We start from the raw sequence: 21,597 nt of genomic DNA on the forward strand, positions 1-21,597 counted from the left end.
AGAATTGCGGGCATGACCGCCTTCTCTTGTACCAGCTGCCAGCAGCGGATCAGCCCTGATCTCCAGGAAGTGCCGATGCCGCCGCCGGTCACCGAGGAAGCCCCGGGACACAGGTTCCTGCCACCGCTTGTGCCGCGTGGGTCGTATGCGGCCAGTCCCCATACTGGCGCGCCGGTCCTGAACCTCGACGACATCATGGGAGTGAAGAGGCACCCTGATCCCAGACGCCGCAACGGATGCTGTGGACTCGACGGCCTGGACGGCCCCAACCTCGTCTGCGGCAACTGCGGAGCGGAGGTCGCGACCCAGCAGTCGGACTGCTGGTCTCAGCAGCTGATTGCTCTGATCCCCGACGCGGTGACCGAGATGGTCTCCCCGTCTGCTTGAACCCGTGAAGTTTCGGCAGCACCTCGCACGGGTTCGCCGGAACATGTGCGCTTTGCCGAACGACTCGTTCGAGGCGATCGCGACGCTGTTCTTTTCCTCCCTCTCGGTCAGAACCTGGAACAGCATCTCGGCTCCCCGCCGGTCCAGCTCGAGATATCCCAGCTCGTCAGTGCAGAGAAGATCGACACGCCCGTAGCGGGGGATCGTCTTGGACAGCTGCTTCTCGTCGGCGGCCTCGACGAGCTCGTTGACGAGCTTGGCGGCCAGGGCATAGCGGACGCGGCAGCCGACCATGGCCGCGGCAGTCCCGAGGCCGATCAGCAGGTGGGATTTCCCGGTGCCGGAGTCCCCGATCAGGCAGAGCGGCTCGCCCTTCTTGACCCAGTCGCAGGTAGCGAGGTTGTTGACCACAGCCGGGACGACGTTGGGGTTGGCGTTGTAGTCGAAGTCGGAGAGCCATTTCTGGCGGGGGAAGCCGGCTGCCCGGATCCGTCGCTCCGAGCGTCGCCGGTCGCGGTCCTCGCACTCGGACATCAGCGGCTCGGCCAGGAACCCCCGGTAGGAGAGCTGTTCGCGTTCGGCGCGGGCGACGAGGTCGGGGAACTGGGCTCGCATCGTGGGTAGTCGCAGGACCCGGCAGGCGGTGTCGATCGCAGCGTTGGAGGCGGTCTCGGTCAGGTTGTGGTGCAGGCCGGTCATGGCGCGTCCTTCCTGGGGCGGTTCAGCAGCTGGTCCCAGCGGTCGAGAGAGGGCAGGGGACGCTGGTCGGTGGGGAGACGGGGGCCCGGCGGGCGTTCAGGCTGACCACCTCGCTGGGTTCCGGCCCGGGCAGAGCCGGCGTCGGCCCAGTGACCGTCACGGTGGGGGAATGGCCATCGCTCTGAGCGGCCTTGCGGGCTTCGAGGGCGACGATGTCGGCGGCGTGGGCGCCTGCCGCGAGGGCGGACTGGATTCCGGCGATCACATCGCGGTGTTCGAGGTGCCGGTGCAGCAGGAGCACGTGGACCAGCTGCTCGGTGCCGTCGATATCGCCTTCGGCTTTCTTCGCCGCAGCCCAGAACGCCTCGTGGGCGGCGGTGAAACGTGCCCTCGCCGCGGGCTTGGTCCAGGGTCTCGGAGCCTGCCATGGCGCCGGGCTTGGCCAGCAGGACCTCAAGGAAGTGGTCCAGGACCACCCGCTCGGCGCCTTTCGCAGTAGCGGGGGTGGCGGGCGATCTCGGTGCGGCCGTGGAAGACGATCAGGTCGCTGGAGCGGAGCACGACCCGGATTGTGCGGCCGATGAACCGGGCTGGAACCGAGGAGCGGCAGACCCGCACCGCGACCATCCCGTAGCGGTCCACCCGCGGGGTCAGCACGACGCCGGTCTCGAAGGAATCCTGCGGCAGCGGCATAAGCAGCACGGACTCGCGGGCGAAGTCCTGGCCGATCGTCCGGATCCGCATCCCGATCCGCCGGCTCTCCTCCGCTTGCTCGAACTCGGCGAAGGACGCGTTCAGCTCATCCAGAGATCCCACCCGGGGAACGGGCGTGAGGTAGTTGCGGCGGAAGTAGCCGACCTGGCCCTCCGCTCCGCCTTTCTCGTGAGCGCCGCGAAGTCCCGGCTCGCAGTAGAAAGGGGTGAGTCCGAAGTGCTGGCGGAACTCCTTCCACCTGGGGTGCTCCTCCCGTGACCGGCTCTTGTGGATCACCCTGGAGACCGCCGGCGAGAGGTTGTCGTAGCGGATCTGCCCGCCCGGGACGCCGCCCAGTGTGCGGCAGGCGTGAACGTGGCCGTCCAGGAAGGCCTCCTGGCCGCAGGACGTGGTGATGCGGTGCACCGCCTTGCCCGAGTAGGCCAAACGCAGGGCGAAGACGAAGCACTTCGTCCTCTCGCCCGCCAGGTCCACCCATGCCTCGCCGAAGTCGACCTCGGCGTCCATGCCGGGCTGGTTGTGGCGGATCACGAACCCCGCCGCCGGTGCCGCCCCCGCAGCCTCGGCGATCTCCCGACGCCGACGGGAGACGTAATCCCAGACCGTGGTGTAGGCGACCTCTGCCCCGCACTCCTGCCGCAGCCGGTTCAAGATCCGCTGGACCGTGTGCCGCTGCTTCGGCGGCGCCTCCAGATCCCCCAGCAGCCACTCGTCGATCGTCTTCTTGAACGGATCCAACCTGGGCGAGGGCCGCACCGGGGTCTTCCGAGACCTGGGCACCGGCGACGCCAAAGCCTCCCGTACCAGCCGACGGTGCACGCAGTACTTGCGGGCCAACGCCCGCATCGACAGCCCTTCCTGCCACGAGTCACGGCGGATCCGCAGGAACAGCTCTTCCCTCGACAGCTCCATCCGGCATCGCCCCCACACGGTGGCCCACCACGACCGTCCCACCGCCCGCCACCCGGTGGGGCCAGATCAGACCGGAACAACCCCAGAACGCTCCCGTACGCCCCCAGAGGTGGGGCCAACTCAAGCCGGAAAGTGGAGCCGAATCAGGGCGTTGATGCCATCTGACCTACGCAGCCAGTCCATGCCTCCGCAGCAGCCCGGCTACGGCTACCCACAACAGCCGTGCAGCCAGCAGCCCTCGCCCTACGGCCAGCCGCAGTGGACCCCTACCCCGCCGCCGAGGCAGGGCATGAGCACGGGCGTGAAGGTCGGACTCGGCTGCGGCGTCCCCGTCATCGGACTACTCCTGCTCGGCGCGTGCGGGGCCATCATCAGCGCAGGACAGGACGCCAAGCCCAAGACAGCTGCGCCCGTACCCTCTCGCTCCCACTCAGCCAGCACCGGCACGACCGCGGCGCCCGTGCTCGTGGGCAAGAGCCTCAAGCAGGCGAAGGCCGCCGCGGACGCGGCGGGGTACAACGCCATCTCCCACGACGCCGGACCGGACGACGCCGGCCAGTGGGATGACGACAACTGGAAGGTGTGCTTCCAGACCCTGGCCGCCGAGCCGGTCGCGGGAATGCCCACCCTGGACTTCGGCGTGGTCCGAAATGAGTGGCCGTGCCCGGCCAAGGACGGCGAGCCGATCCCCTACCCGAAGATGCCGAAGGTCATCGGCCAGACCCTCGCGCAGGCATCGAAGGCCCTCACGCCGATCGGCTTCGAGAGAATCGAGCGGCAGAGCGCCTACACCGATGTCTCCCTGCCCGCCTCCGTGGACGACTGGAAGGTCTGCTTCCAGGACCCCGAGCAAGGCAAGGAGATCCAATATCCGAAGACCACTACGGCCTACCTCAAGTTCACCGTACCCAGTACCGCATGCCCGACGACGGAGTACACCCAGCTCCACCCGGATCCGACGCCACCGAGCACCGGAGACGACAACACAGGGGACGACACTTCCAGCTCCGGCGGCGGCGGAAACGTCTACTACAGGAACTGCACTGCAGCGAAGCATGCTGGCGCCGCCCCCATCCACAGGGGCGAGCCCGGATACCGGCGGGCGCTCGACCGGGACGGCGACGGCATCGCCTGCGACAGCTGACCATCCAGGACCCGGCGAGCGGGGCGCTTGCTCCAGCTCACGGCTGGCTCGGCTCCCGGCCGCGTCCGGGCGGTCAGCTCACCCGCCGGGTCGCCCCGTACGTTAGATCGACATCCGACTGCGCCCGCACGGGATCTGTCCTCGAGGAGTCAGCGTGGGACGCGGTAAAAAGATCTTGATTGTTTGAGGCAGCGGATGGGTCGTCTCGTTCGACTTGGGGGCATGAACGCATTCTTGGCGCACGGTTTCGGTGCGTTGACGACACTGGCCGAGCACCCGTGGACCGTCCTCGGCGTGTATCTGCTGGGCGCGGTGGCGGCCCCCGCTGCTGTGGTGTCGCGAGGCCCGGCGCCGAACCGGGTGGTCGGAGTGTGATCGCTCTGTGGCAGGCCCGACCCGCTTACTGCGCCCAGCCGACTCCCGGTCTTCGTCTTCTTGATCTTCGTGACCGTGTTCGGGTCCTGCGGCCAGCGCTGTCGTTGCCGTGCGGAGGAGGATCAGGCGCCGGGTGCGGATGCCGCCGAGGTGCCCGTGTCGGTGAGCAGCGTCATGCCCGGAGCGAGGTCCTGGGCGACGCGGCGTCCGAGCGGTGGCGAATCCGCAGTCTGCCACCAGCCCCGAGAGCGCCCCGTTAGCGGGCGGTGAGCGCCCTCGCCCAAGGTCGGGGCAACGGGGGGGGCGCACGGCGCGTCCGCCCAGAGAGAGCTGAGGCAGCATGGCGGGGAACTCGAAGACAGCGGTCCTGAAGGCGGTCGGCATCGGCGGCGCCACGGTGGGCGTCGTCCTGGGCCTGATGGGTCCGCAGGCGTCCGCGGCGGGGCAGGACGTCCTGCTCATCAAGAACATGAACAGCGGCAAGTGCCTGGAGATCCCCTGGGGCCAGAACCAGAACGGCGCGCCGGCGCAGCAGTGGGACTGCAACGGTGGCCGCAACCAGCAGTGGCTGGACTACGGGACCACGGCCGCCGACGGCCGCCACGCCCACGTGTACCGCAACGTGATGAGCAACAAGTGCCTCGAGGTCGCCGACTGGCGCGAGGACGCCGGCGCGCCGCTGCGGGTGTGGGACTGCCACTGGGGCGCGAACCAGAAGTGGGTCAGCACCGACGGCCGGTGGCAGTGGGCCCTGGTCAACGAGAACAGCGGCCTGCTGATCGACATGCCGTACGCCAGCAGGGCCGACGGCACGCAGGCCGTCCAGTGGTACCGCAAGGGCTCGACCGACGACACCAGCAACCAGGAGTGGGACTTCCAGCAGGTGTAGGACGCCTGCCGGGCCGGGCCGGGCCGCGGGCGGCGCGGGCCGTGGGCGGCGTGGGCCGCCGCCGCGGGCCCGGCGGCGCCCCTGCTACGCGCGCAGGGGCGCCGCCCCCGCGCGGCCCGCGCCGCCGTCGGACCACGCGGACCGCGCACGCCGGGCGGACCGCGCCGCCCCGACGGCGTCCAGGTCGGCCAGGCCGTCCTCGCACCGCCTGATGATCTTGCTGATGCTCAGCTCGCGCGCGAGCTCCAGGGCCTGCCGCCAGTGGTGGCGCGCCTGTTCGACGGCCCCGAAGTGGGCGTGCGTCCGGGCGGTGACGTCCAGCGCGTCGGCCGTGGTCGCCTGGTAGCCCAACCGCCGGCTGATGGCCAGCCCCTCGTTCAGGGCCTGCAGGGCTTCGCGGCGGCGTCCGAGGACCCTGAGGGTGTCACCGAGGTTGATGAGGGCGAAGGCCGCGTACCCGTCGTTGCCCGCACTCCGGCACATGCCCAGGACCCGCCGGTAGCTCTCCTCGGCGCGCTCCGCCTCGCCCCCGGCGAGCTGGATTCCGCCCAGGACGTGGAGGGTCCCGCAGTCCAACGGGTCGCCGAGTTCGTGGATGAGCTCCAGACAGTCCGCGATGGCGTCGGAGGCCCGTGCCACGTCGCCCATGAGCTGGTACGCCTGCGCGATGTTGGCCATGGCCTTCACCCGTGCCCGGTCCTGCCCGAGCTCCAGGAAGAGGTCGTGCGCCTGCTGGAGGTACTCCAGGCATTCGCCGTACCGGTCCGCCATCCCGTGCACCGCGCCCAGGAGGTTGAGCATCCGGCCCCGACCCTCCGTGTCCCCGTGCCCGTGGGCGCTGTCCAGGGCACCGGTCAGCAGCCCCATCAGCCGACCGTCCCACCAGGAGGCGTGGCAGTACCCGAGCAGTCCGACGGCGATGCGCCAGGCGAGGTCGGGCCGGGGGCAGGCGTCGGCCTGCCGGGCCGCGCTGCACAGGGCGGGCAGCTCGCGCTCCACCCAGGCCAGCGCCTCCGCGCCGGTGCCGAGCGCGGGCAGCGGCGCGGCGGTGCTCGGGGCGGATACCGGCGCGTGGCTCAGCGAGGTCAGCGTGAGCACCAGGTGGGAGGCCGCTGCGTACCAGGCCTGCAGGCGGGTGAGGGCCACCGTGCGCTCCCGTGCGGTGAGTTCCGTGCTCGCCAGTTCGGCCGCGTACTCGCCGACCAGGTCGTGGAAGCGGAAGTAGCCGCCCCCGCAGGCCTGTACGAGATGGGCGTCGACCAGCACGTCGAGGAGGTCGGCGGTCTCGTCCGACCCCAGCCCCAGGAGCGCCGACGCGGCCTCGGCGCTCAACGGGTGCGCCGGCCACAGCCCCAGCTGCCGGAACGCCTGCGCCGCGGCCCGTTCGGCGGGATTGCCGCTGCTGGTGAGGGCTCTGTGACTCATGGCGATCACACCGCGGACGGTCAGGTTGTCGAGGGTCAGGTAGTGCAGGCGCCCGGCCGCGCCGAGCCGACGGGCGAGCGTGCTCAGCGGCCACTCGGGCCGGCCGGCCAATCGCGCCCCGGCGATGCGGATGGCAAGCGGCAGGCCGGCGCAGGCCGCCAGGATGCGGGCCGCCGCCTCGGGGTCGGTCGCCAGCCGTTCCGGTCCGCACAGGCCGGCCAGCAGCCGGCGGCCGTCGTCCTCGAGCGGGTCGAGGGCGATGCGGGTCGCTCCGGTCAGGCCGCCGAGGGCGTGGCGGCTCGTCACGATGGCGGCGCACCCCCCGGTGCCGGGGACGAGCGGGATCACCTGATCGGTGTCGCGGGCGTTGTCGAGGACCAACAGCGCCCGACGCCCGGCGAGCATCGAGCGGTAGAGCGCGGCGAGGTCGTCCACGTGCGTGGGCAGCGGGGTCCTGGCCCCGAGGTCGAGGAGCAGCCGCGCCAGGACCTCCTCCGCGGTGCGCGGGTCGCCGGAGCCGAAGCCCCTGAGGTCCACGTAGATGCGCCCGTCAGGGAACTCCTCGCCCAACCGGTGCGCGGCGTGCAGGGCCAGGGCCGTCTTCCCGATCCCGCCCATGCCCGAGATCGCGACGAGCCGCAGCCCGGACCCGCCGGGCCCGGCCACTACCCGACGGAGTGCGGCCAGCTCTCTCCGGCGCCCAGTGAAGTCGGTTATGTCGTACGGGAGTTGACTCGGGGCCGGGGGGAGCGGGACGGTCGCGTCGTCCTCGCGCCGTGCTCCCGAGCCACCGGCGCCCGTTCCGCCGCTCCCGGGGTCCACCGCGCCGGGCTCGCCGTGCTCGGCCGCGAGGATCCGCTGGTGGGCGCCGCGGATCGCCGGCCCGGGGTCGATGCCCAGTTCCTCCACGAGGGTGGTGCGCAGGTTCTGGTAGGCCACGAGGGCCTCGGCCGTGCGGTCGGTGTGGTGGAGGACGAGCATCAGTTGCCGGTGGAAGGCTTCCCGGAACGGGTGCTCGGCGGCCAGGGTGGCGAGCTCCGAGGCGAGGCCGTCGTACCTGCCGGCGTGCAACTCCGCGTCGTAGTGCCACTCCAGGGCCTGCAGGTGTAGGTCCTCCAGCCGCACGACCTCGGGTACGCCGCCGAGGCCGGGGATGTCGCAGAGGGGGCGCCCGCGCCGCAGCCGCAGGGCGGCGGAGGTCTCGGCGGCGACGGCCGTCCAGTCCTCGGCGAGGTGGGCCGCTCGCGCGAGCCCGACCCGGGCCGCGAACTCCTGGCTGTCGAGCTCGCCGTCCCGTACGTCGAACACGTAGCCCGGTGGGTCGAAGCGCAGCCGGGCACCGGCCAGCGGCCCCAGCGCCTTGCGCAGCCGCAGCACGTGGTTGTGCAGGGCGGCGTTTGCGGTGCGCGGCTGCTCGTCCCCCCACAGAACGGTCCGCAGGGAGGCGCAGGACACGGTGCGGCCCGGGTTGAGCAGGAGCGTCGCCAGGAGCAGCCGCCCCTTGGGGCTGCTGATCGCGACCGCGCGTGCGCCGTCGTGGACGCCCAGCGGGCCGAGCAACGTGAGATGCATGCAGGTCTCTCCCTCGTGTGTGCGTGCGGTGCACCCTTTCCCGGACGGCCGTTAGCGCCTGATGAGCGGCCTGAGAGCGCGGCGCGGAAGGCTGGTCCGGGCGGGTAGCCGCCGATCAAGGTAGCCACTTGTCTCGGCTTCAACCATGCAGTCGCAGGCGTGTCAGCCAGACCTGCGCTCGGCGTCAACGAATCCCGCGCGCGCCGCACAGGGTGCGCCCGTCACGCGAAGGGGGAATGAACGGTGGCACGGACGCAGGGAGGTACTGAGGTCAGGGCGCGCTCCGGGGGACCCGGGGGATCCCGCGGCCAAGAGAGCAGGCCGGGTCACCACCCCGACCTCCTCGTCGAGATGCGTCGGATCAAGAGGGTCTCCCGGCTGACCTACAGCCAGCTCGCCGAGCGCGCGCACTACAGCCGCTCGTCCTGGGAGCGCTTCCTGAACGGCAAGACGACGGCGACCCCGGCCGTGGTCAGGGAGTTCGCGAAGGCCGTCGGATCGGATCCGGTCCCCCTGCTGGCCCTCTTGGATCGCCCGGGTCCGCCGCCTCGAGCGACGGCCGCCCCGTTCCGGGTGGTGCGCAGCCCCGGCGGGCGATCCCCGGTGCGGCGCCGCAACACGCTGCTGGCGGTCGTCTTCATCGCCGGTGTGGCGGTGGGCGACCTCCTGACGTAGGACCCCGCGGCGGGCCCGCCGCACCCCTATCCACCCGGGCCATCGCGCCCGCCATTCGACAAAAGGAGTCCGGTCGGTGACAACTGACGAGGTGAAGAACGGTTCCGTGCACCCCACCGTGCGCACGCGCCGCAGTCGGCTGCGGGCGGTGGTGGCCACCGGAGCGCTGGCGGTGACGGCCGCGGTCGCACTGTCGACCGCGCCCCCCGCCCTCGCGGAAGCCAACCCCACCCTCGACGGCAACTACGACACCTGGGACGCGTACGACCTCGAAGAGAACAAGCCGGAGCGGTGTGCCGACACCTCGGACCTGTTCCGCTTCCGCTTCTACTTCAATTCCAACTACGGCGGTTCGTTCATCAACATCGGGCACCCGATCTGGGACCTGCTGGCGGTCTACATGGGATCGGGCCCGCAGCCCCTGCGCTTCTGCGGCGGTCCGTCCGCCGGCATGGACCAGGTCGTCGGGAACAACGCCGCCTCCGGGTACAACTGGTACGAGGGCTACTGCGCGACCGTGTACTACTACCACGGCTACGCGGGCGCGAAGGAGGGCCTGGCCGATGAGTTCTCCCCCCGTTCGGGCCACAACCTCGGCCCGACGTACAACGAGAACCGCTCGATCAACTTCCGCCCGTGCTGGTAGGAGCCGTGCGACGCGACACCCCCCGCACGCTACTGGCCGCCGCCGTCTTGGCCGCGACGCTCGCCACCGCCGGCTGCTCCGCGGCCCGGGACGGCGGCCCGGCGGCCGCTCCCCGACGCCAGGCGGCCACCGTCGGGGAGCCGAGCGACCCGACGGGCTGGACGCTGCCCCTGATGGCGTACCTGCCCACCCGCGAGCAGCGCCGCACGCTCGTACGCGCCGAACGGTCACTGGTGGGCCGCTGCATGACGGCGTTCGGCCTGCGGTGGTCGCCGCCGGCCGACTTGCCCGAGGTGGGCCCGCGCAACGACATGGACTGGCGGTACGGCATCCACGACGCCGCCCTCGCCGCCACCCGCGGCTTCCAACCCGACGACGGTCAGATCGCCCGGTACGAGGCGGTACTGCGCGCCCAGGACGCGCGCCCGCGCCTCTCGCACGACGCCGAGGTCGTCCTCGGCGGCACCGGACTGCCTCGCGAGGCCCTGGCCCTCGCCGGCCCCGAGGTGCGCTCGGGAACCTTCCACGGCAAGAAGATCCCCGAAGGCGGCTGCTTCGGCCAGGCGCGCAACCGCCTGGAGACCGCCACGTACGGAGTGTCCCGGTCGGCCTCGGAGCTCTCCGGCCGCTCGTTCCTCGAGGCGGCCCGCGATCCCGCGGTCAGGTCGGTCTTCACGCGCTGGTCGGCCTGCATGAAGGCCGAGGGCTTCAGCTACGCCGACCCACCCGCCCTCTTCGACGACCCGCGCTTCGGCCGCCGACCACACCCCGTCACGTCCCTGGAGATCGCCACCGCCCGCGCGGACCTCCACTGCCGGGCCGGCCTCCACGTGGCAGAGGCCTGGCACACCGCCGAAGAGCACCTGCAACGCCAGTACATCAAGGACAATCACCACGCGTTGGAAGCCGCCCGCCACGCCCTCGCCCGCTCCCTCCGAGCCGCGGCCCGGGCCCTACCGCCCCCCGGCGCCCCGCCTGCCCATTCGCCGACGGGCCCACCCACGACGTCAGGCCATCCTGCCGGACCGCGACCCGGCCAGTAGGCGTAGGGGAGCCCAGGAGCCAGGAGGATCGACCCCTTCGACCTGACAGGCCCAGCGAGAAGGGGGCAGCGACGGGCACGTGGTGGAACATCCTCGACCGGTCGGGCTCGTGGCGGCACCGGCCGCGGCCGGCGCGGCCGCCCCCGCCGCGGCCTTCCCGGCGTACTTCGTCGTCTAACAGCAGGACGGGGTGGCGAGCCTGACCCTGCCCCACGCCGACCGCCGCGCCCGCCTCGAAGCCCTCTTCACCAACCACGGCCTGACCGCCCCGTGGACCCTGTGCCCGATGTGTCCGGGGTTGAGGGCCTAGTGATCAAGGGTTTGAACACGCGTCATCTGTCCGGATACCGCGGTGGCGGGTGGACGAAGATCCGTCGGCGGGACAGCACGGAGGCGATCATCGGCGCCGTCACCGGCACCTTGAGCCGCCCCGGGCTTCTTGTCCTGGGCCGGTACGACGACGCCGGCCGGCTGCGCGCGGTGGGCCGGATGGTCCCGCTGCGCCCGGAAGCGGCCCGGCAGGTCCCCGAGCATCCGACCGCCGACCCGGGGCATTCCCGGACCGGGGTGCGATTCGCCTCGGCCTGGGGGAGCCGCGACGTCCTGGACGTGGTCCTGGTCCGGCCGGAGGTCGTGGCGGAGGTGAGCGCGGACCGCGCCGTGGACACGGCGGCGTCTACCGGCATCCCCTGCGCCACCTGCGACTGCGCCTGGACATCGGAGTGCAGGACGTACCGCGGTTCGGATCCGGTCCCGCCACGGTGGCCGGCTGAGCTGACCCCCGTCTCGTCTGCTGCCCCGCTGCGCGGAAGCTCGTCTCCGTGGTCGGCCACCACCGCTGAGCGGACAGCCGGGCCGGCCGCTGCTATTGAGGGGTAGCCGGGGCTGGTCGTGGGGGAGCTGGTGCGTGCCGCACGGCTGGGGAGACGGTCCGGCGCGCACACCTGCGCCCACGGCCGGGTGTCGCCGGCGGCTGATGCCCTTGTGCGGGCAGGCGCCGGCCGACCAGCGGCCTATGGGGCGGGTTCGCAGGCGACGGTGGTGGTGGGGCCCTCCTCGGCGAGTCGGAGGAGGGCTTGGCGCTCGGCGTCGTCGACGGCCAGGTCCCACCGCAGCTTCGTGCCGACCCAGATGGCGGCGTAGGTGCAGTGGTAGGAGCTGTCCGTGGGCAGCCACTCGGCCGGGTCTTGTCGGCCTTTGACCTGTTGGAGGCGCCGGAGACCGCGATCAGAGTGTCCGGGCTGTTCTGGTCGTTGGCGTACGTCTAGCGCCGCGCCGTGGTCCAGGGAGTCTGCTCTGGCGGTACTGGGCGAAGTGTGGGCGATTGACCGGTTCCGGTCGGCGGCCGAGGACCGGTCCTCGGCCGTGACCCAGCCCTAGCTGCGGCGCCGCCCTCGTGGTGCGCACCCTCAGCCCGTACAGCTGTGCGTTGTCCTCCAGCGAGCAGACGGCGACCGCGGGCCCGGTGCGCCACTCCTGGGGGTCTGGGTGAGCAGGTCCAGTGTCAGCAGCACCAGGCCCCGCCTGCCCGGGCCGGCCGGAGCGCGGCCGCGATGGCGATGAACGTCTTCCCGGTCCCGCTCGCGGCCACCACCGTCGCCCGCAGCCCCGCCTTCGGGACCGGCTTCCTGCGACACCGTGGGTGGTTGTCGAGCATGCCGTAGCCCGGTGGGGCTGGTCCTGCCGTTGTAGGGGGCGGTTTGGTGCGGTGTAAATGGTGTCACTGGGATGAGTTGTAGTGGACAACACGGCGTGGTGTAGCGGGTGGGACCGGATCGGCCTGCTGTTCGTGCGGCCGTTGGAGGAAGCCCAGCGGCGCGCCGTCCGCTGGGCTTGCCCGGGCCCGATGGGCGCGGGGTGAGGGCGCGGGTGCCCGTGTTGGTGTGGCGGGCCGGCCGGGGCTGGCGGCCCGGTGCCAGTCGCTGGTGCCCGCTCGCCCCGGGCCGAGGTCGGGGCGAGCGGGCGCAGGGCCGTCAGTGCGTGTCACGGGGCCTTTCCGGGACCATGTACGGCCCTGGAGTGCCCGGGAAGGCGAGTTGACACCGCTGACCGCTGCCGAGTTGTCCGACGGCTTCGACACCGACCCGGTGCGGCGCCGCGGGTGGTTGTCACTGGGGTGCGGCGGTAGTTGTGATCGTGGGTGGGGTGTCGTTTGTGCTGGTCAGGGGGTGGGTCTGCTCCTGGTGGTGACATTCTGGTGCGGTGTGTTCGGTGTCATCGTGTGCGTTGTTGCTGGACAGCGGGTTGCGGTGTCTATGGGGTGTGGCAGCCGGTGTCCGGGGGTGGGGGTGGCCGTTGTTGTCCGGCCTCAGAATCCCGCCATCGATTTGTCGAGTACCCCGCCTGTCGCGCCGTACAGGCTGCACTTTGCGGAGTGCCCGGATCTTCTTCGGAGTGTGAGGCCGAGCAGGAGGAAGGCGAGGAAGAGCCCTCCTTCGAGTGCGGCGACGATTGGGTTGTAGATGAAGTACACGAAGGCGGCGACTCCCAGCCAGACCGCGATGGGCAGTAGTGATCCCCGTAGGACAGTGCCGAAGCTGACGGGAACCAGGCCGTCAGGCAGTACCCGTTCGTTCCACAGTTCGATGTGGGTGCGTGTCATGCAGCGCTCGTTGGTCATGCCCTGATCAGATCACCCCCCCGCACTGATCGACGTGGTGGTCAGTCAGAAACCCGGCTACAAGGGGTCCGTGGGGCGGGCCCGGTGGCGGTTGTGCTTGTACCGCAGGCCACCGGGCATTGTCTCCTGTTCGCGGCTTTTGGCTCTGTGGCCCGTTTTCTGGCGGTGTCATGGGGATGAGCCGTTTTGTTGGCCGGGGTCGGGCCGGGGTGGTGGTGTGCGGTGGCTGCGTGGCCGGGTGACGACGCGTGGGTCGGTGGGGTGCTGCCGTCGGTGGTGGGTCGTGAGGGTGCGGTTGTCCGTCTGATGGCGTTGGATGCCCGGGGTGGGTTGACGTCGGCTCATGTGCGTTTGGTGGCGCAGGGGCTGGGTGTGTCGGTGCGTACGGTGCGCCGTTGGGTGGCGGCGGCTCGTTCTGAGGGCCGGGTGGGGCCTTTGCCACGGGCGCGTTTCGCGGTCACTCCTCATGTGCGGGGGCTTTTGGCGGTGTGGGGCGGGAACGTGGCCGCGGTGCACCGGGAGTTGGTCGCTGTGGCCCGGGCGGCCGGGGACCCGGACGCGGTGCCGTCGCTGGCGACACTGCAGCGGGCGGTGGCGCGCGATCTGTCGGCGGGGGAGCGGGCGGGTTTGCGTGGGGGTGAGGCTGCGCGGCGTCGGTATGACGTGTACGGGAAGCGCCCGCCCACGCACCGCAACGCGTGCTGGGAGGGGGACCACAAGCGGATCCCAGTGCGTGTGGATCTCGAAGGCGCGGCGGTGTGTCCGTGGGTGACGTGGTTCGTCGATGTGGCGACGAAGGTGATTGTGGGTGTGGCGGTCACGCCGCATCAGCCGGCGAGGGACGCGGTGCTGGCTGCGCTGCGCTCGGCGATCAGCCGCGCCGAGCCGTACGGTCCGGGCGGTGGTCTGCCGGGGGTGGTGCGGGTGGATCGGGGCAAGGAGTTCCTGTGTAGGGCGGTGGAGCGTGCTCTGGGTGCCTTCGCGGTTCCGGTGGAGGGTCTGCCGGCGTACAAGCCGTACCGCAAGGGCACCGTCGAGGCCCTCAACGGTGCGGTGGAGGAGATGCTGCTGGTCTCTCTGCCGGGCTACACGCATCGTGCTCGCCCGGCGGAGGCGTACCGGCCGGATGCGGCGGAGGACTTGCTGCCGTATCCGGACTTCGTGAAGGCGTTGCTGGACTGGGTCGCGTGGTGGAACACCGAGCACCGCCCTGAGGGACTTGCGGACGGGGTGACGCCGCTGGCGGCGTGGGAGGCGGATCCGACGCCGGTCGAGGACGTCGCGGAAGAGCGGCTGGCGTTCTTCGCGCTGGAGGACGACGGCCGGCAGCGGAAGATCACGACGAAGGGAATCAGCTGGCGTCGCCGCTTCTACATCGGGGACTGGATGGCCGGGCACGTCGGCACGGCGGTGCGGCTGCGGTACCTGCCGCACTACGACGGACAGATCGAGGTCTTCGCCACCGAGGAGTGGGGCCGGCATCTGGGCACCGCCTACCTGGCCCAGGCGGCGACGCTGGAGCAGCGCCGGGCGCTGAGTTCGGTCAGGGAGAAGAAAGCCAGGCAGCTGAAGGCGGATCTGAAGGCGGCGGAGAAGCTGCGCCGGACCCGGTACACGGCAACGACCACGGCTGCTGCGCCCCGTCCGCGGCGCACGGTGACCGCCGCGCAGGCACAAGCAGAAATCGTCGAGGCCCAGGCGGGGGATCTGGCGGCCCGTGCCTTGCCGGACCTGATCCCGCCCCGTGAGCCCCCACCCTCGTGGGCCCGCCCGGTCGTCCGCCCCCGTCCCGCAGTGGGCCCGCTGTCGGCCTCCAGGCAGCCAACGGACGGCGGGCCGCAGGGAGCATCTGGCGTACCGGAACAGTAAGGAGTGTTGATCAATGGCGACTGCCGAACGTAAGGGCCGGCTGCCCCGCGAGCGGGAGGACCACTTCATGCGCCTGCCGGGCGCCCAGGTGGTCTCCACACGTGCCCTGCTCATGGTGCGGGAGAACATCCGCGCCGCGATCGAAGCGCGGGCGATGATCTGCATCTACGGGCAGGCGGGCCGGGGCAAGTCCTTGGCGGTGAACACCTCGCTGCGTGAGCTCGCGCCGAAGCTGACGCGCCGGATCCAGTTCCGGGCCCGCCCCTCGACCCGGGACCTGCGCCACGAGCTGTTCCACGCCTTGGGCCTGCAGGGCCGTCCGCCGGGGCAGCCGATCGAGTTCGACCGGATGCTGCGCGGCGCCCTGGAGGAGACGCACGTCCTGGTCTGTGACGAGGCGCAGTGGCTGTCGAAGATGTGTTTCGAATATCTGCGCTACTTGTGGGATGACACCGGCTCGGACCTGACGATCGTGTTCACAGGCGGCGACGGCTGTTTCGAGATGCTGCAGAGCGAGCCGATGCTGGAGTCCCGCGTGTACGCGTGGCAGGAGATCGAACCCATGCCGCTGGACGAGGTCCTCACCGTCATCCCGGCGTTCCACCCCGTCTGGGCGGACGCGGACCCGGATCTGATCGCCATGTGCGACCAGGAAGCAGCCCACGGGAACTTCCGGGCCTGGGCGAAGATCACCCATCACCTCACCGTCGGGATGAAGGAGTCCGGACGGATCCTGGATGAGGACCTGCTGCGGTGGTCCTACAGCAAGCTGCGCCACCGCCTGGTGGCCTGACGTGCTGGACTGCCCGAGTCCTCCGCCTGTCACGGTGGTCCTGGATCCCTACGACGACGTGGTCCATACCCGTGCGGCCATGGCCTCCCACGCCCCGCAGCACGGACGACTCACCGTGCACCCGACCCCGGGGACCGACGCCGCCATCGCGCTCGCGTACGACGTCCTCGCCGCCCTGGGCAAGCCCGTCCCCCTGACCGGCCACCGCCCGCTCGATGCGGGCCCGGCCTGGTCGATCGCGGCCGCCTGGATCCTGGCCACCCCCATCACCCACCTCACGCTGCTGCGTGCCCACCTGCTCACCCCGCACCGCTTCCGAGCCCTTCTGGCCTTGCGCCGGCGCACCGGGGTGCGCCTGATCCTTGTCTGCCACCACCGGGCCATGCGGGCGTTCCTGGAGCGCGAACTGCGGCAGGTGGAACACGGCATCGCCGAAGCCTGCGCCCTGCTGCCCGAGGCCGAACCGGCCACCATCGAGCGCCAGACGACCCAGGCAGGGCGACCCCTGGCGAACCGATGGATCAGCCTGCCCGCGCTGATCACCCTCAAGGCCCTCGACGACGCGACCCCTCCCTGCCGGTGAGCCGCGCCGATGGCGGCGGACGGGGACTTCTTCCCGCCGGTGATGCCGCTGGCCACCGAGACCGAGGTCGCCTGGCGGCTCCACCGTGCCACGGCGCACCCGTACCTGGCGGCGCAGCTCGCCACGGCCGCATTCACCGCCGCCTCCACCACCCAGCTCAATACCGCACACGTCCGCGACCTGGGCCCGGACGCCTCCACGATCACGCTCCACGACCACGGACTGCGCAGCGGCTGCATGACTCACCCCGTTCCCGCCTGGGCCCGCCCCTTGCTGAGAGCAGCAGCCCTCCTCCGGAGCCTGACAGCCGGCACCAGCGGATCACTCTTCAGCGATCCGCTGGGAAGCGAGGGCCTACCGTCCCTGACAGCCTTCGCCGAAGAGTGCAAGCTCCGCCCGCCCCAGCCGCCACGCCCCAAGTCACGCCGTGGCCAGCGCGGGAAGACGCCGCGGGTGAAGGAGACGGAGAAGACCATTTGGCCTGTGTGCACCGCTCACTTCCGCCTCTCGTGGGCCGGAGGTGAACCTGATCTGATGCACGGCTGCCCGTATCCGCCTCCTCATACCCGGAAGACCATCGAGAGGCGGAAGAAGGGATGGCTGCCGCCGGACTATGGTCTGCGCGAGCTTCGCCACCTGCGCTGACAGTCAGCGGATCTGGCGTCTGTTGGCACTGGTCTGGAGGGCCGTTCGTCCTGGTGACGGGGCCCAGGTGGCTGTCATGGTGACAGGTCGTTGCGGCTTTCGCGGTGACAAGCAATGACGTTCTTGTCGGACAGGGTACTCGACAGCTCGTGTCGCTGGTCAGTGGAACTGAGCGGTCGTCAAGGATCTGACCTGGGGTTGTGCAGGTTGGCTGAGCGAGTCATGGCTGCGCTGACTCACTGAATCTGGGCAGAGTTACGGGTGCGCCGGTCGTCTGACCTGCGGACCTTCCGGCTGGAGGCCTGGTTGCGAAGGTGGGTTGAGCATTGCGCAGTTTCACTGATCCGCGACACGACAGCAGCAGCCCGGTGGGCGATCGGTGGATGATGATCTGTGTTTGTTTGTCAGTGGCGGTTCGGCGTTGTGATGTCAGTGGTCGGGGGTGGGGTTGTCCCTGGTCAGGACGGGTTTGAGGGCTGTTTTCCACTGACACGGGTTGCCGATTTTGTGCTGACGTTTTTGACGTATTGCCTGGTCGTTTTGGTGGCGTTTGGTATCACGCCGTTGCTGTTTGTGCTGGTCAGGGGCTTAGGCGTACGCGGATGGCGGCGGCGTAGTTGGCTAGTTCGCTTTGGTGCTGGCTGGTGATGAGGGGGTAGAGGGTGCTCTGGGGTGGTCGGCCGCTGAGTTGGTGGTAGTGGGTGGCGGCGGCGAGGAGGGGCTGGGTCCAGACGGGGAGGGCGTGGAGGCGGCATCGGCGGTGTGCGGGGCTGTCGTGGGTTTTGATGTGCGTGTGGGTCTGGTTGATGTCGATGGCGCGGATCAGGGTGAGGTGTTCGAGGCGGGCTTTGGTGCAGATGGTGGTGGCCAGTGCTGCGGCGTGCAGTGGGTGGGCGAGGGTGCCTAGTCGCGCAGTGACCTCGCTGGTGACTTCGTCGTGGTCGCTGGGCTCGGCCACGGGGGGCGTGGCATGGGTGTGTTCGAGTCCGGGACATGGCTGGTGTGGTAGCCGGGGCATGACCTGGCCCCGGGTTGGCGGGGATGGGCTGATCCACGCTGCTTGGGGCTGCTGAGGGCGGGGATGCTCCGGTGGCGGGCTTGCTTGGCTGCGTCTTGCCGGTGTGTATTCGGGTTGCTGCGGCTGGCCGGTGATGGTGGTGAGGTCTTCGGTCAGCTGGTGGCTGATGCCGTTCAGGAGCTGGGCGAGAGTGTCGGTGGGTGGGGAGTGCCATAGCAGGGTGAGGCGGAGCCTGGTGCGTCGGCGCAGTTCGAGGAGCTGCTGGATACGGCGCGCGGTGAGCTGGTGGGCGCGGACGACGATGACATGGTCGATGTCGTGGGCGTGGATCCAGGCGGTGGCTGCGTTCCATGCCGGGGTGAGGGAGTCGGCCCAGGTTCCGTGCTGCTCCCTGGCGCCGAGAACGGTTTTGCCGAGTGCGTGGAGCATGTCGTGGGCGAGGGCTGCGGGGGTGCCGGCGGCTGGTGTGGGGTGCACGGTGATGATGCCCGCTGCCGGGTGGTGGGCGTCCAGGGCGGCTGCGGTGGTAGCGGGGTCGTCTCGCTGGTCGATGACCACGGTGACGGGCGCTGTGGCGGGCATAGGGGCAGTGGTGGGCACTGCTACATGCCGCCGATCTTGCTGTAGACCCAGTGGATGAGGTCTTCGTCGACCTGCCGCAGGTTCTTGCGGCGCATGCCGTTCAGGACGTGGGTGGTGATGTTGGCCCAGTTACGGAAGCTGCCGTGGGCGGCTTGCTGGTCGATGGTCTCGATGAGTTTTGGTGTTGCCGTGGCCCATACGGGGTGGAAGGCCGGGATGACCTGGAGGACCTCGGCGCGGGCGAGGCGGGTGTACTCCTGCCAGATGTGGATTCGGGAGGCGAGCATGGGTTCGCGGCGCAGGATTTTGTAGCAGCCGTCGCCTCCGGCGAAGACCACGGCGATGTCGGTGCGTTTGTCGTCCCAGAGGTGTCGCCAGTACTCGAACGAGGTCTTCTTCATCCATTGGGCCTCGTCGCAGACGAGGATGCGGAATTCCTCGGCGAGGGCGTCTTTGAGGAGGTTGTCGAACTCGATGGGCCGGTTGGGCGGTTCGCCGGGCAGGCCGAGGGCTTTGAACAGGCCGTGGCGGATGTCGCGTGGGGTGGGGCCGGCACGCAGCTCGAGGCGGTAGGTGTTCTCGGGTGCGAGGTGGCGCAGTGCGGAGTTGATCGACATGGTCTTGCCGGAGCCTGCGGGGCCGTAGACGCACATCATGGCTTTGGCTTCGATGACGGCCTCGATGTTGTCCTTGGTGGTGAGCAGGGCTTCGGTGCCGACGAGCTGTGCGTGTTCGAGGCCGAGGAAGTGGTCGTCGGTTTCAGGGGGCAGGAGTCCGCAGTCCAGGTCGATCACCGTGCTCAGTTCTCCTCGTCGCGGTGGGGTTCCCCGGTGGCTTGGGGGAGGGTCCAGGTATCGGGTACGGGGCCGTGGGGGACGTAGTCGGGTCGGGCCAGCGCGCGCCGGTTTGAGGCCTGCTGGGTGTCGAGTTCGGCGGCGGCCTGGGCTTGGGTGAGGGAGCCCAGGCGTTTGGGGGTGGTCGCGGTGGTGACGGCCGCGAAGCGCTGGCGTCGGAGTTTCTCGGCGGCTTTCAGGTCGGCCCTCAGCCGGCGTGCGGCGGCAGTGCGCGCCGCACGTACGGCACGGATCTGCTCTCCGGTCGCGGCTTCGGCCAGAAATGCTGGCCCGAGGTGGCGGCCGGTGAGTGCGTCGAAGACCTCGATCTGGTCGTCGTGGTGGGGCAGGTACCGGATGACGACCTTGGTGCCGGTGTGTCCGACCATCCATTCGGCCAGGTAGTCCCGGCGCCGCCACCGCACTCCGCTGGTGGTCAGGGTATGGGTGCGCCCGTCGTCTTCCAGGGTGAACAGGGCGAGGTCGGCCACGGGAACGTCACTGATCGGTGTGGGGTCGCTGCGCCACGCTTGGAGGGGTGTCTTCCCGTCCAGAGCGTCGGGCTGGTGGGAGGTGTTCCACCAGGCCACCCATTCCAGCAGCAGATGGACGAAGGCATCGAAGGGCAGTGCGGGGGCGTCAGGGTCAGCGAGGCGGCGCCCGGTGAGTTTCTGGCGGTGGGTGTAGCGGGGGAGCGTGACCAGGAACATCTCCTGGACCGCGTCGTTGAGGGCCTCGATAGTGCCCTTCAGGTGCGGCGCGTACGGGGGCAGGTCCGTCACGGGCACCGCGAATGTGCCCAGGGCGACGGTCACGGTCTCGCACAGGAACTCCTTGCCGCGGTCGACCCGGACCTGGCCCGGCAGCCCGCCGGCGGGCCCGAACGGCTCGGCCCGGCTGATTGCGCACCGCAGGGAAGCCAGGACTGCGTCCCGGCTGGGGGCGTGCGGGGTCACCGCGACCCCAGTGATCATCTTGGTGGCGCAGTCGATGAACCAGGTCACCCACGGGGTGACCAGCTCGCCTTGCACGTCGACTTCGACGGGCAGGTGCTTGTGGTCGCCTTCCCAGACCGCGTTGCGGTGCGTGGGCGGCCGTTTGAGGAACACATCGTGGGCGCGCCGTGCGGCTTCCCCGTGCTTGAGTCCTGCCCGTTCACCGCGCGAAAGGTCGCGGCGGATCGCCCGGTGGAAGGTCGACAGCGACGGTACCGGTGGCAGGGAGGGGTCCTGGCTGGCGCGCGCCGCGAGCTCGGCGTGCACACGGGAGGCGTTTCCACCGTAGAGAGCCAGCAGTCGGCGGACCTCCGTGGTGACCGTGAATTTCGGTCCTTCACGGCTGGCAGTGCGGCCCTCCTGGCGGGCATCAGCGAGCCACCGCCAGACCGTCCGCTCGGATCGCCTCAAGGAGAGAGCCACCAGCCTGATATGAGCCGAGGTCAGTTCACCTCGGCTGTCCAGGTCCAGGAGCCGGTGCACGGCCGCTGCTCGCCCCAGTCCCGATGAGAACACCGCGTCCGGCGGACCACCCACCGTGTCTGTCACCGTCATCCTCCTCAAGGCGTCAAGGAGCCGCCGTACGGTGTCCCGTCCGGCCTCTCGCATGCTCCACGGTGCTCGTCACTCGGCTGACAGGAATCGGCATACGGATGACAGTGGACTTCGTCATCCGGTACAGCAGCACCGGCCGAGCCGCGCGTGGTGTTCGGGCACCCTCATGGCTCTGCAGGGGCAGTGGCATGCCCTTCCAGAGATGATCGGCGAGCGAGAAAGATGCAGGTCAACCCCATGTCAAGGGTGCTGAGCGAGCATCAGCCCAGCCAACCCCCGGGAGCCTGCAGACCAGAGCCGACACCACCAGCACACCCGCGTCCCTGCTGCTGGCGCCCGCGTAGCGGGCTGGTCCTGGAGGCGGAGCCGGAAGGGCCTGGGGCGGGGGAGCGGAGCGGACCCGCCCAACGGTCCGAAGGACCGGACCCCGTGAAACGGGGTCACCCGGGCCCGCGGAGCGGGCCGTTCGGGGTGGAGCGCAGCGGAACCCCGAACCTTGTCCGGAGCGAAGCGCAGGACACCGGCCCGAAGGGCCGGCCCTGGCTCGGCGAAGCCGAGCCCCGCCGAGCGCAGCGAGGCGGTTCACTCCTCCGCGCGCAGCGCGGAGGGACCCGCTCCGCGGG

At 70.4% G+C, this 21,597-nt stretch carries 17 protein-coding genes and 2 pseudogenes; 12 read left to right on the plus strand and 7 right to left on the minus strand.

Features of this window, described 5'->3' with window-relative positions; all coding sequences use genetic code 11:
- Positions 1–12 precede the first annotated feature (12 nt).
- On the plus strand, positions 13–387 hold the full coding sequence (locus ACIQCH_RS01915) for a hypothetical protein (protein WP_402576913.1): 375 nt from the start codon (positions 13–15) through the stop codon (positions 385–387).
- 54 nt (positions 388–441) lie between these two features.
- On the opposite strand, the pseudogene ACIQCH_RS01920 reads toward ACIQCH_RS01915, so the two are convergent.
- Positions 442–1,086: pseudogene (locus ACIQCH_RS01920) on the minus strand (ATP-binding protein); the annotation flags it as partial.
- Positions 1,083–2,712: pseudogene (gene istA / locus ACIQCH_RS01925) on the minus strand (IS21 family transposase). The pseudogenes ACIQCH_RS01920 and istA, both read right to left, overlap by 4 nt.
- A 181-nt stretch (positions 2,713–2,893) precedes the next feature.
- Here istA and ACIQCH_RS01930 point away from each other — a divergent pair.
- The 3 genes from ACIQCH_RS01930 to ACIQCH_RS01940 all read left to right on the plus strand — a co-directional run bounded on the left by ACIQCH_RS01930 (position 2,894) and on the right by ACIQCH_RS01940 (position 5,120).
- Entirely contained in the window at positions 2,894–3,856 is a 963-nt protein-coding gene (locus ACIQCH_RS01930; protein ID WP_402576851.1) for an excalibur calcium-binding domain-containing protein, read from the plus strand.
- Between the two features lie 222 nt (positions 3,857–4,078).
- On the plus strand, positions 4,079–4,231 hold the full coding sequence (locus ACIQCH_RS01935) for a hypothetical protein (RefSeq protein WP_402576853.1): 153 nt from the start codon (positions 4,079–4,081) through the stop codon (positions 4,229–4,231).
- A gap of 340 nt (positions 4,232–4,571) precedes the next feature.
- Positions 4,572–5,120, plus strand: coding sequence for an RICIN domain-containing protein (locus ACIQCH_RS01940; protein WP_402576855.1), 549 nt, complete (start codon positions 4,572–4,574; stop codon positions 5,118–5,120).
- An 84-nt stretch (positions 5,121–5,204) separates the two neighbouring features.
- On the opposite strand, the gene ACIQCH_RS01945 is transcribed toward ACIQCH_RS01940, so the two are convergent.
- Positions 5,205–8,117, minus strand: a complete 2,913-nt coding sequence (locus tag ACIQCH_RS01945; RefSeq protein ID WP_402576857.1) for an AfsR/SARP family transcriptional regulator — start codon at positions 8,115–8,117, stop codon at positions 5,205–5,207.
- Between the two features lie 351 nt (positions 8,118–8,468).
- On the opposite strand from ACIQCH_RS01945, the gene ACIQCH_RS01950 reads away from it, so the two are divergent.
- From ACIQCH_RS01950 to ACIQCH_RS01965, 4 genes are all read left to right on the plus strand, one after another.
- The gene (locus ACIQCH_RS01950) at positions 8,469–8,792 is read left to right on the plus strand and encodes a helix-turn-helix domain-containing protein (protein ID WP_402576859.1); all 324 of its coding nucleotides are present in this window, start codon (positions 8,469–8,471) and stop codon (positions 8,790–8,792) included.
- Positions 8,793–8,868: 76 nt separating this feature from the next.
- Complete coding sequence (locus ACIQCH_RS01955; protein WP_402576861.1) at positions 8,869–9,438, plus strand: hypothetical protein; 570 nt, start codon at positions 8,869–8,871, stop codon at positions 9,436–9,438.
- A 5-nt stretch (positions 9,439–9,443) separates the two neighbouring features.
- Positions 9,444–10,481, plus strand: a complete 1,038-nt coding sequence (locus tag ACIQCH_RS01960) for a hypothetical protein (protein ID WP_402576862.1) — start codon at positions 9,444–9,446, stop codon at positions 10,479–10,481.
- Between the two features lie 321 nt (positions 10,482–10,802).
- Positions 10,803–11,360, plus strand: a complete 558-nt coding sequence (locus ACIQCH_RS01965) for a hypothetical protein (protein ID WP_402576863.1) — start codon at positions 10,803–10,805, stop codon at positions 11,358–11,360.
- A gap of 1,429 nt (positions 11,361–12,789) precedes the next feature.
- Here ACIQCH_RS01965 and ACIQCH_RS01970 read toward each other — a convergent pair.
- A complete protein-coding gene (locus tag ACIQCH_RS01970; RefSeq protein WP_402576865.1) occupies positions 12,790–13,101 on the minus strand; it encodes a hypothetical protein in 312 nt (103 codons plus the stop codon).
- 306 nt (positions 13,102–13,407) lie between these two features.
- Here ACIQCH_RS01970 and ACIQCH_RS01975 point away from each other — a divergent pair, with 306 nt between their 5' ends.
- From ACIQCH_RS01975 to ACIQCH_RS01990, 4 genes are read left to right on the plus strand one after another with little or no spacing between them, the layout of a single operon-like run.
- Positions 13,408–14,970 (plus strand): Mu transposase C-terminal domain-containing protein, encoded by a 1,563-nt coding sequence (locus tag ACIQCH_RS01975; RefSeq protein WP_402576905.1) that lies wholly within the window; start codon positions 13,408–13,410, stop codon positions 14,968–14,970.
- 13 nt (positions 14,971–14,983) lie between these two features.
- Entirely contained in the window at positions 14,984–15,763 is a 780-nt protein-coding gene (locus ACIQCH_RS01980) for an AAA family ATPase (RefSeq protein ID WP_402576867.1), read from the plus strand.
- Positions 15,764–15,797: 34 nt separating this feature from the next.
- Entirely contained in the window at positions 15,798–16,346 is a 549-nt protein-coding gene (locus ACIQCH_RS01985) for a hypothetical protein (RefSeq protein ID WP_402576869.1), read from the plus strand.
- 9 nt (positions 16,347–16,355) lie between these two features.
- Positions 16,356–16,991 (plus strand): hypothetical protein, encoded by a 636-nt coding sequence (locus tag ACIQCH_RS01990; RefSeq protein ID WP_402576871.1) that lies wholly within the window; start codon positions 16,356–16,358, stop codon positions 16,989–16,991.
- 580 nt (positions 16,992–17,571) lie between these two features.
- On the opposite strand, the gene ACIQCH_RS01995 is transcribed toward ACIQCH_RS01990, so the two are convergent.
- The 3 genes from ACIQCH_RS01995 to ACIQCH_RS02005 are packed head-to-tail and all read right to left on the minus strand — an operon-like array spanning position 17,572 to position 20,902.
- Entirely contained in the window at positions 17,572–18,591 is a 1,020-nt protein-coding gene (locus ACIQCH_RS01995) for a hypothetical protein (RefSeq protein WP_402576873.1), read from the minus strand.
- A 20-nt stretch (positions 18,592–18,611) separates the two neighbouring features.
- Positions 18,612–19,385, minus strand: a complete 774-nt coding sequence (locus tag ACIQCH_RS02000) for an AAA family ATPase (RefSeq protein ID WP_402576875.1) — start codon at positions 19,383–19,385, stop codon at positions 18,612–18,614.
- 5 nt (positions 19,386–19,390) lie between these two features.
- Complete coding sequence (locus ACIQCH_RS02005) at positions 19,391–20,902, minus strand: Mu transposase C-terminal domain-containing protein (RefSeq protein WP_402576907.1); 1,512 nt, start codon at positions 20,900–20,902, stop codon at positions 19,391–19,393.
- Between the last annotated feature and the right edge of the window lie 695 nt (positions 20,903–21,597).

Source organism: Streptomyces sp. NPDC093225, assembly GCF_044753805.1.
GTDB lineage: Bacteria > Actinomycetota > Actinomycetes > Streptomycetales > Streptomycetaceae > Streptomyces.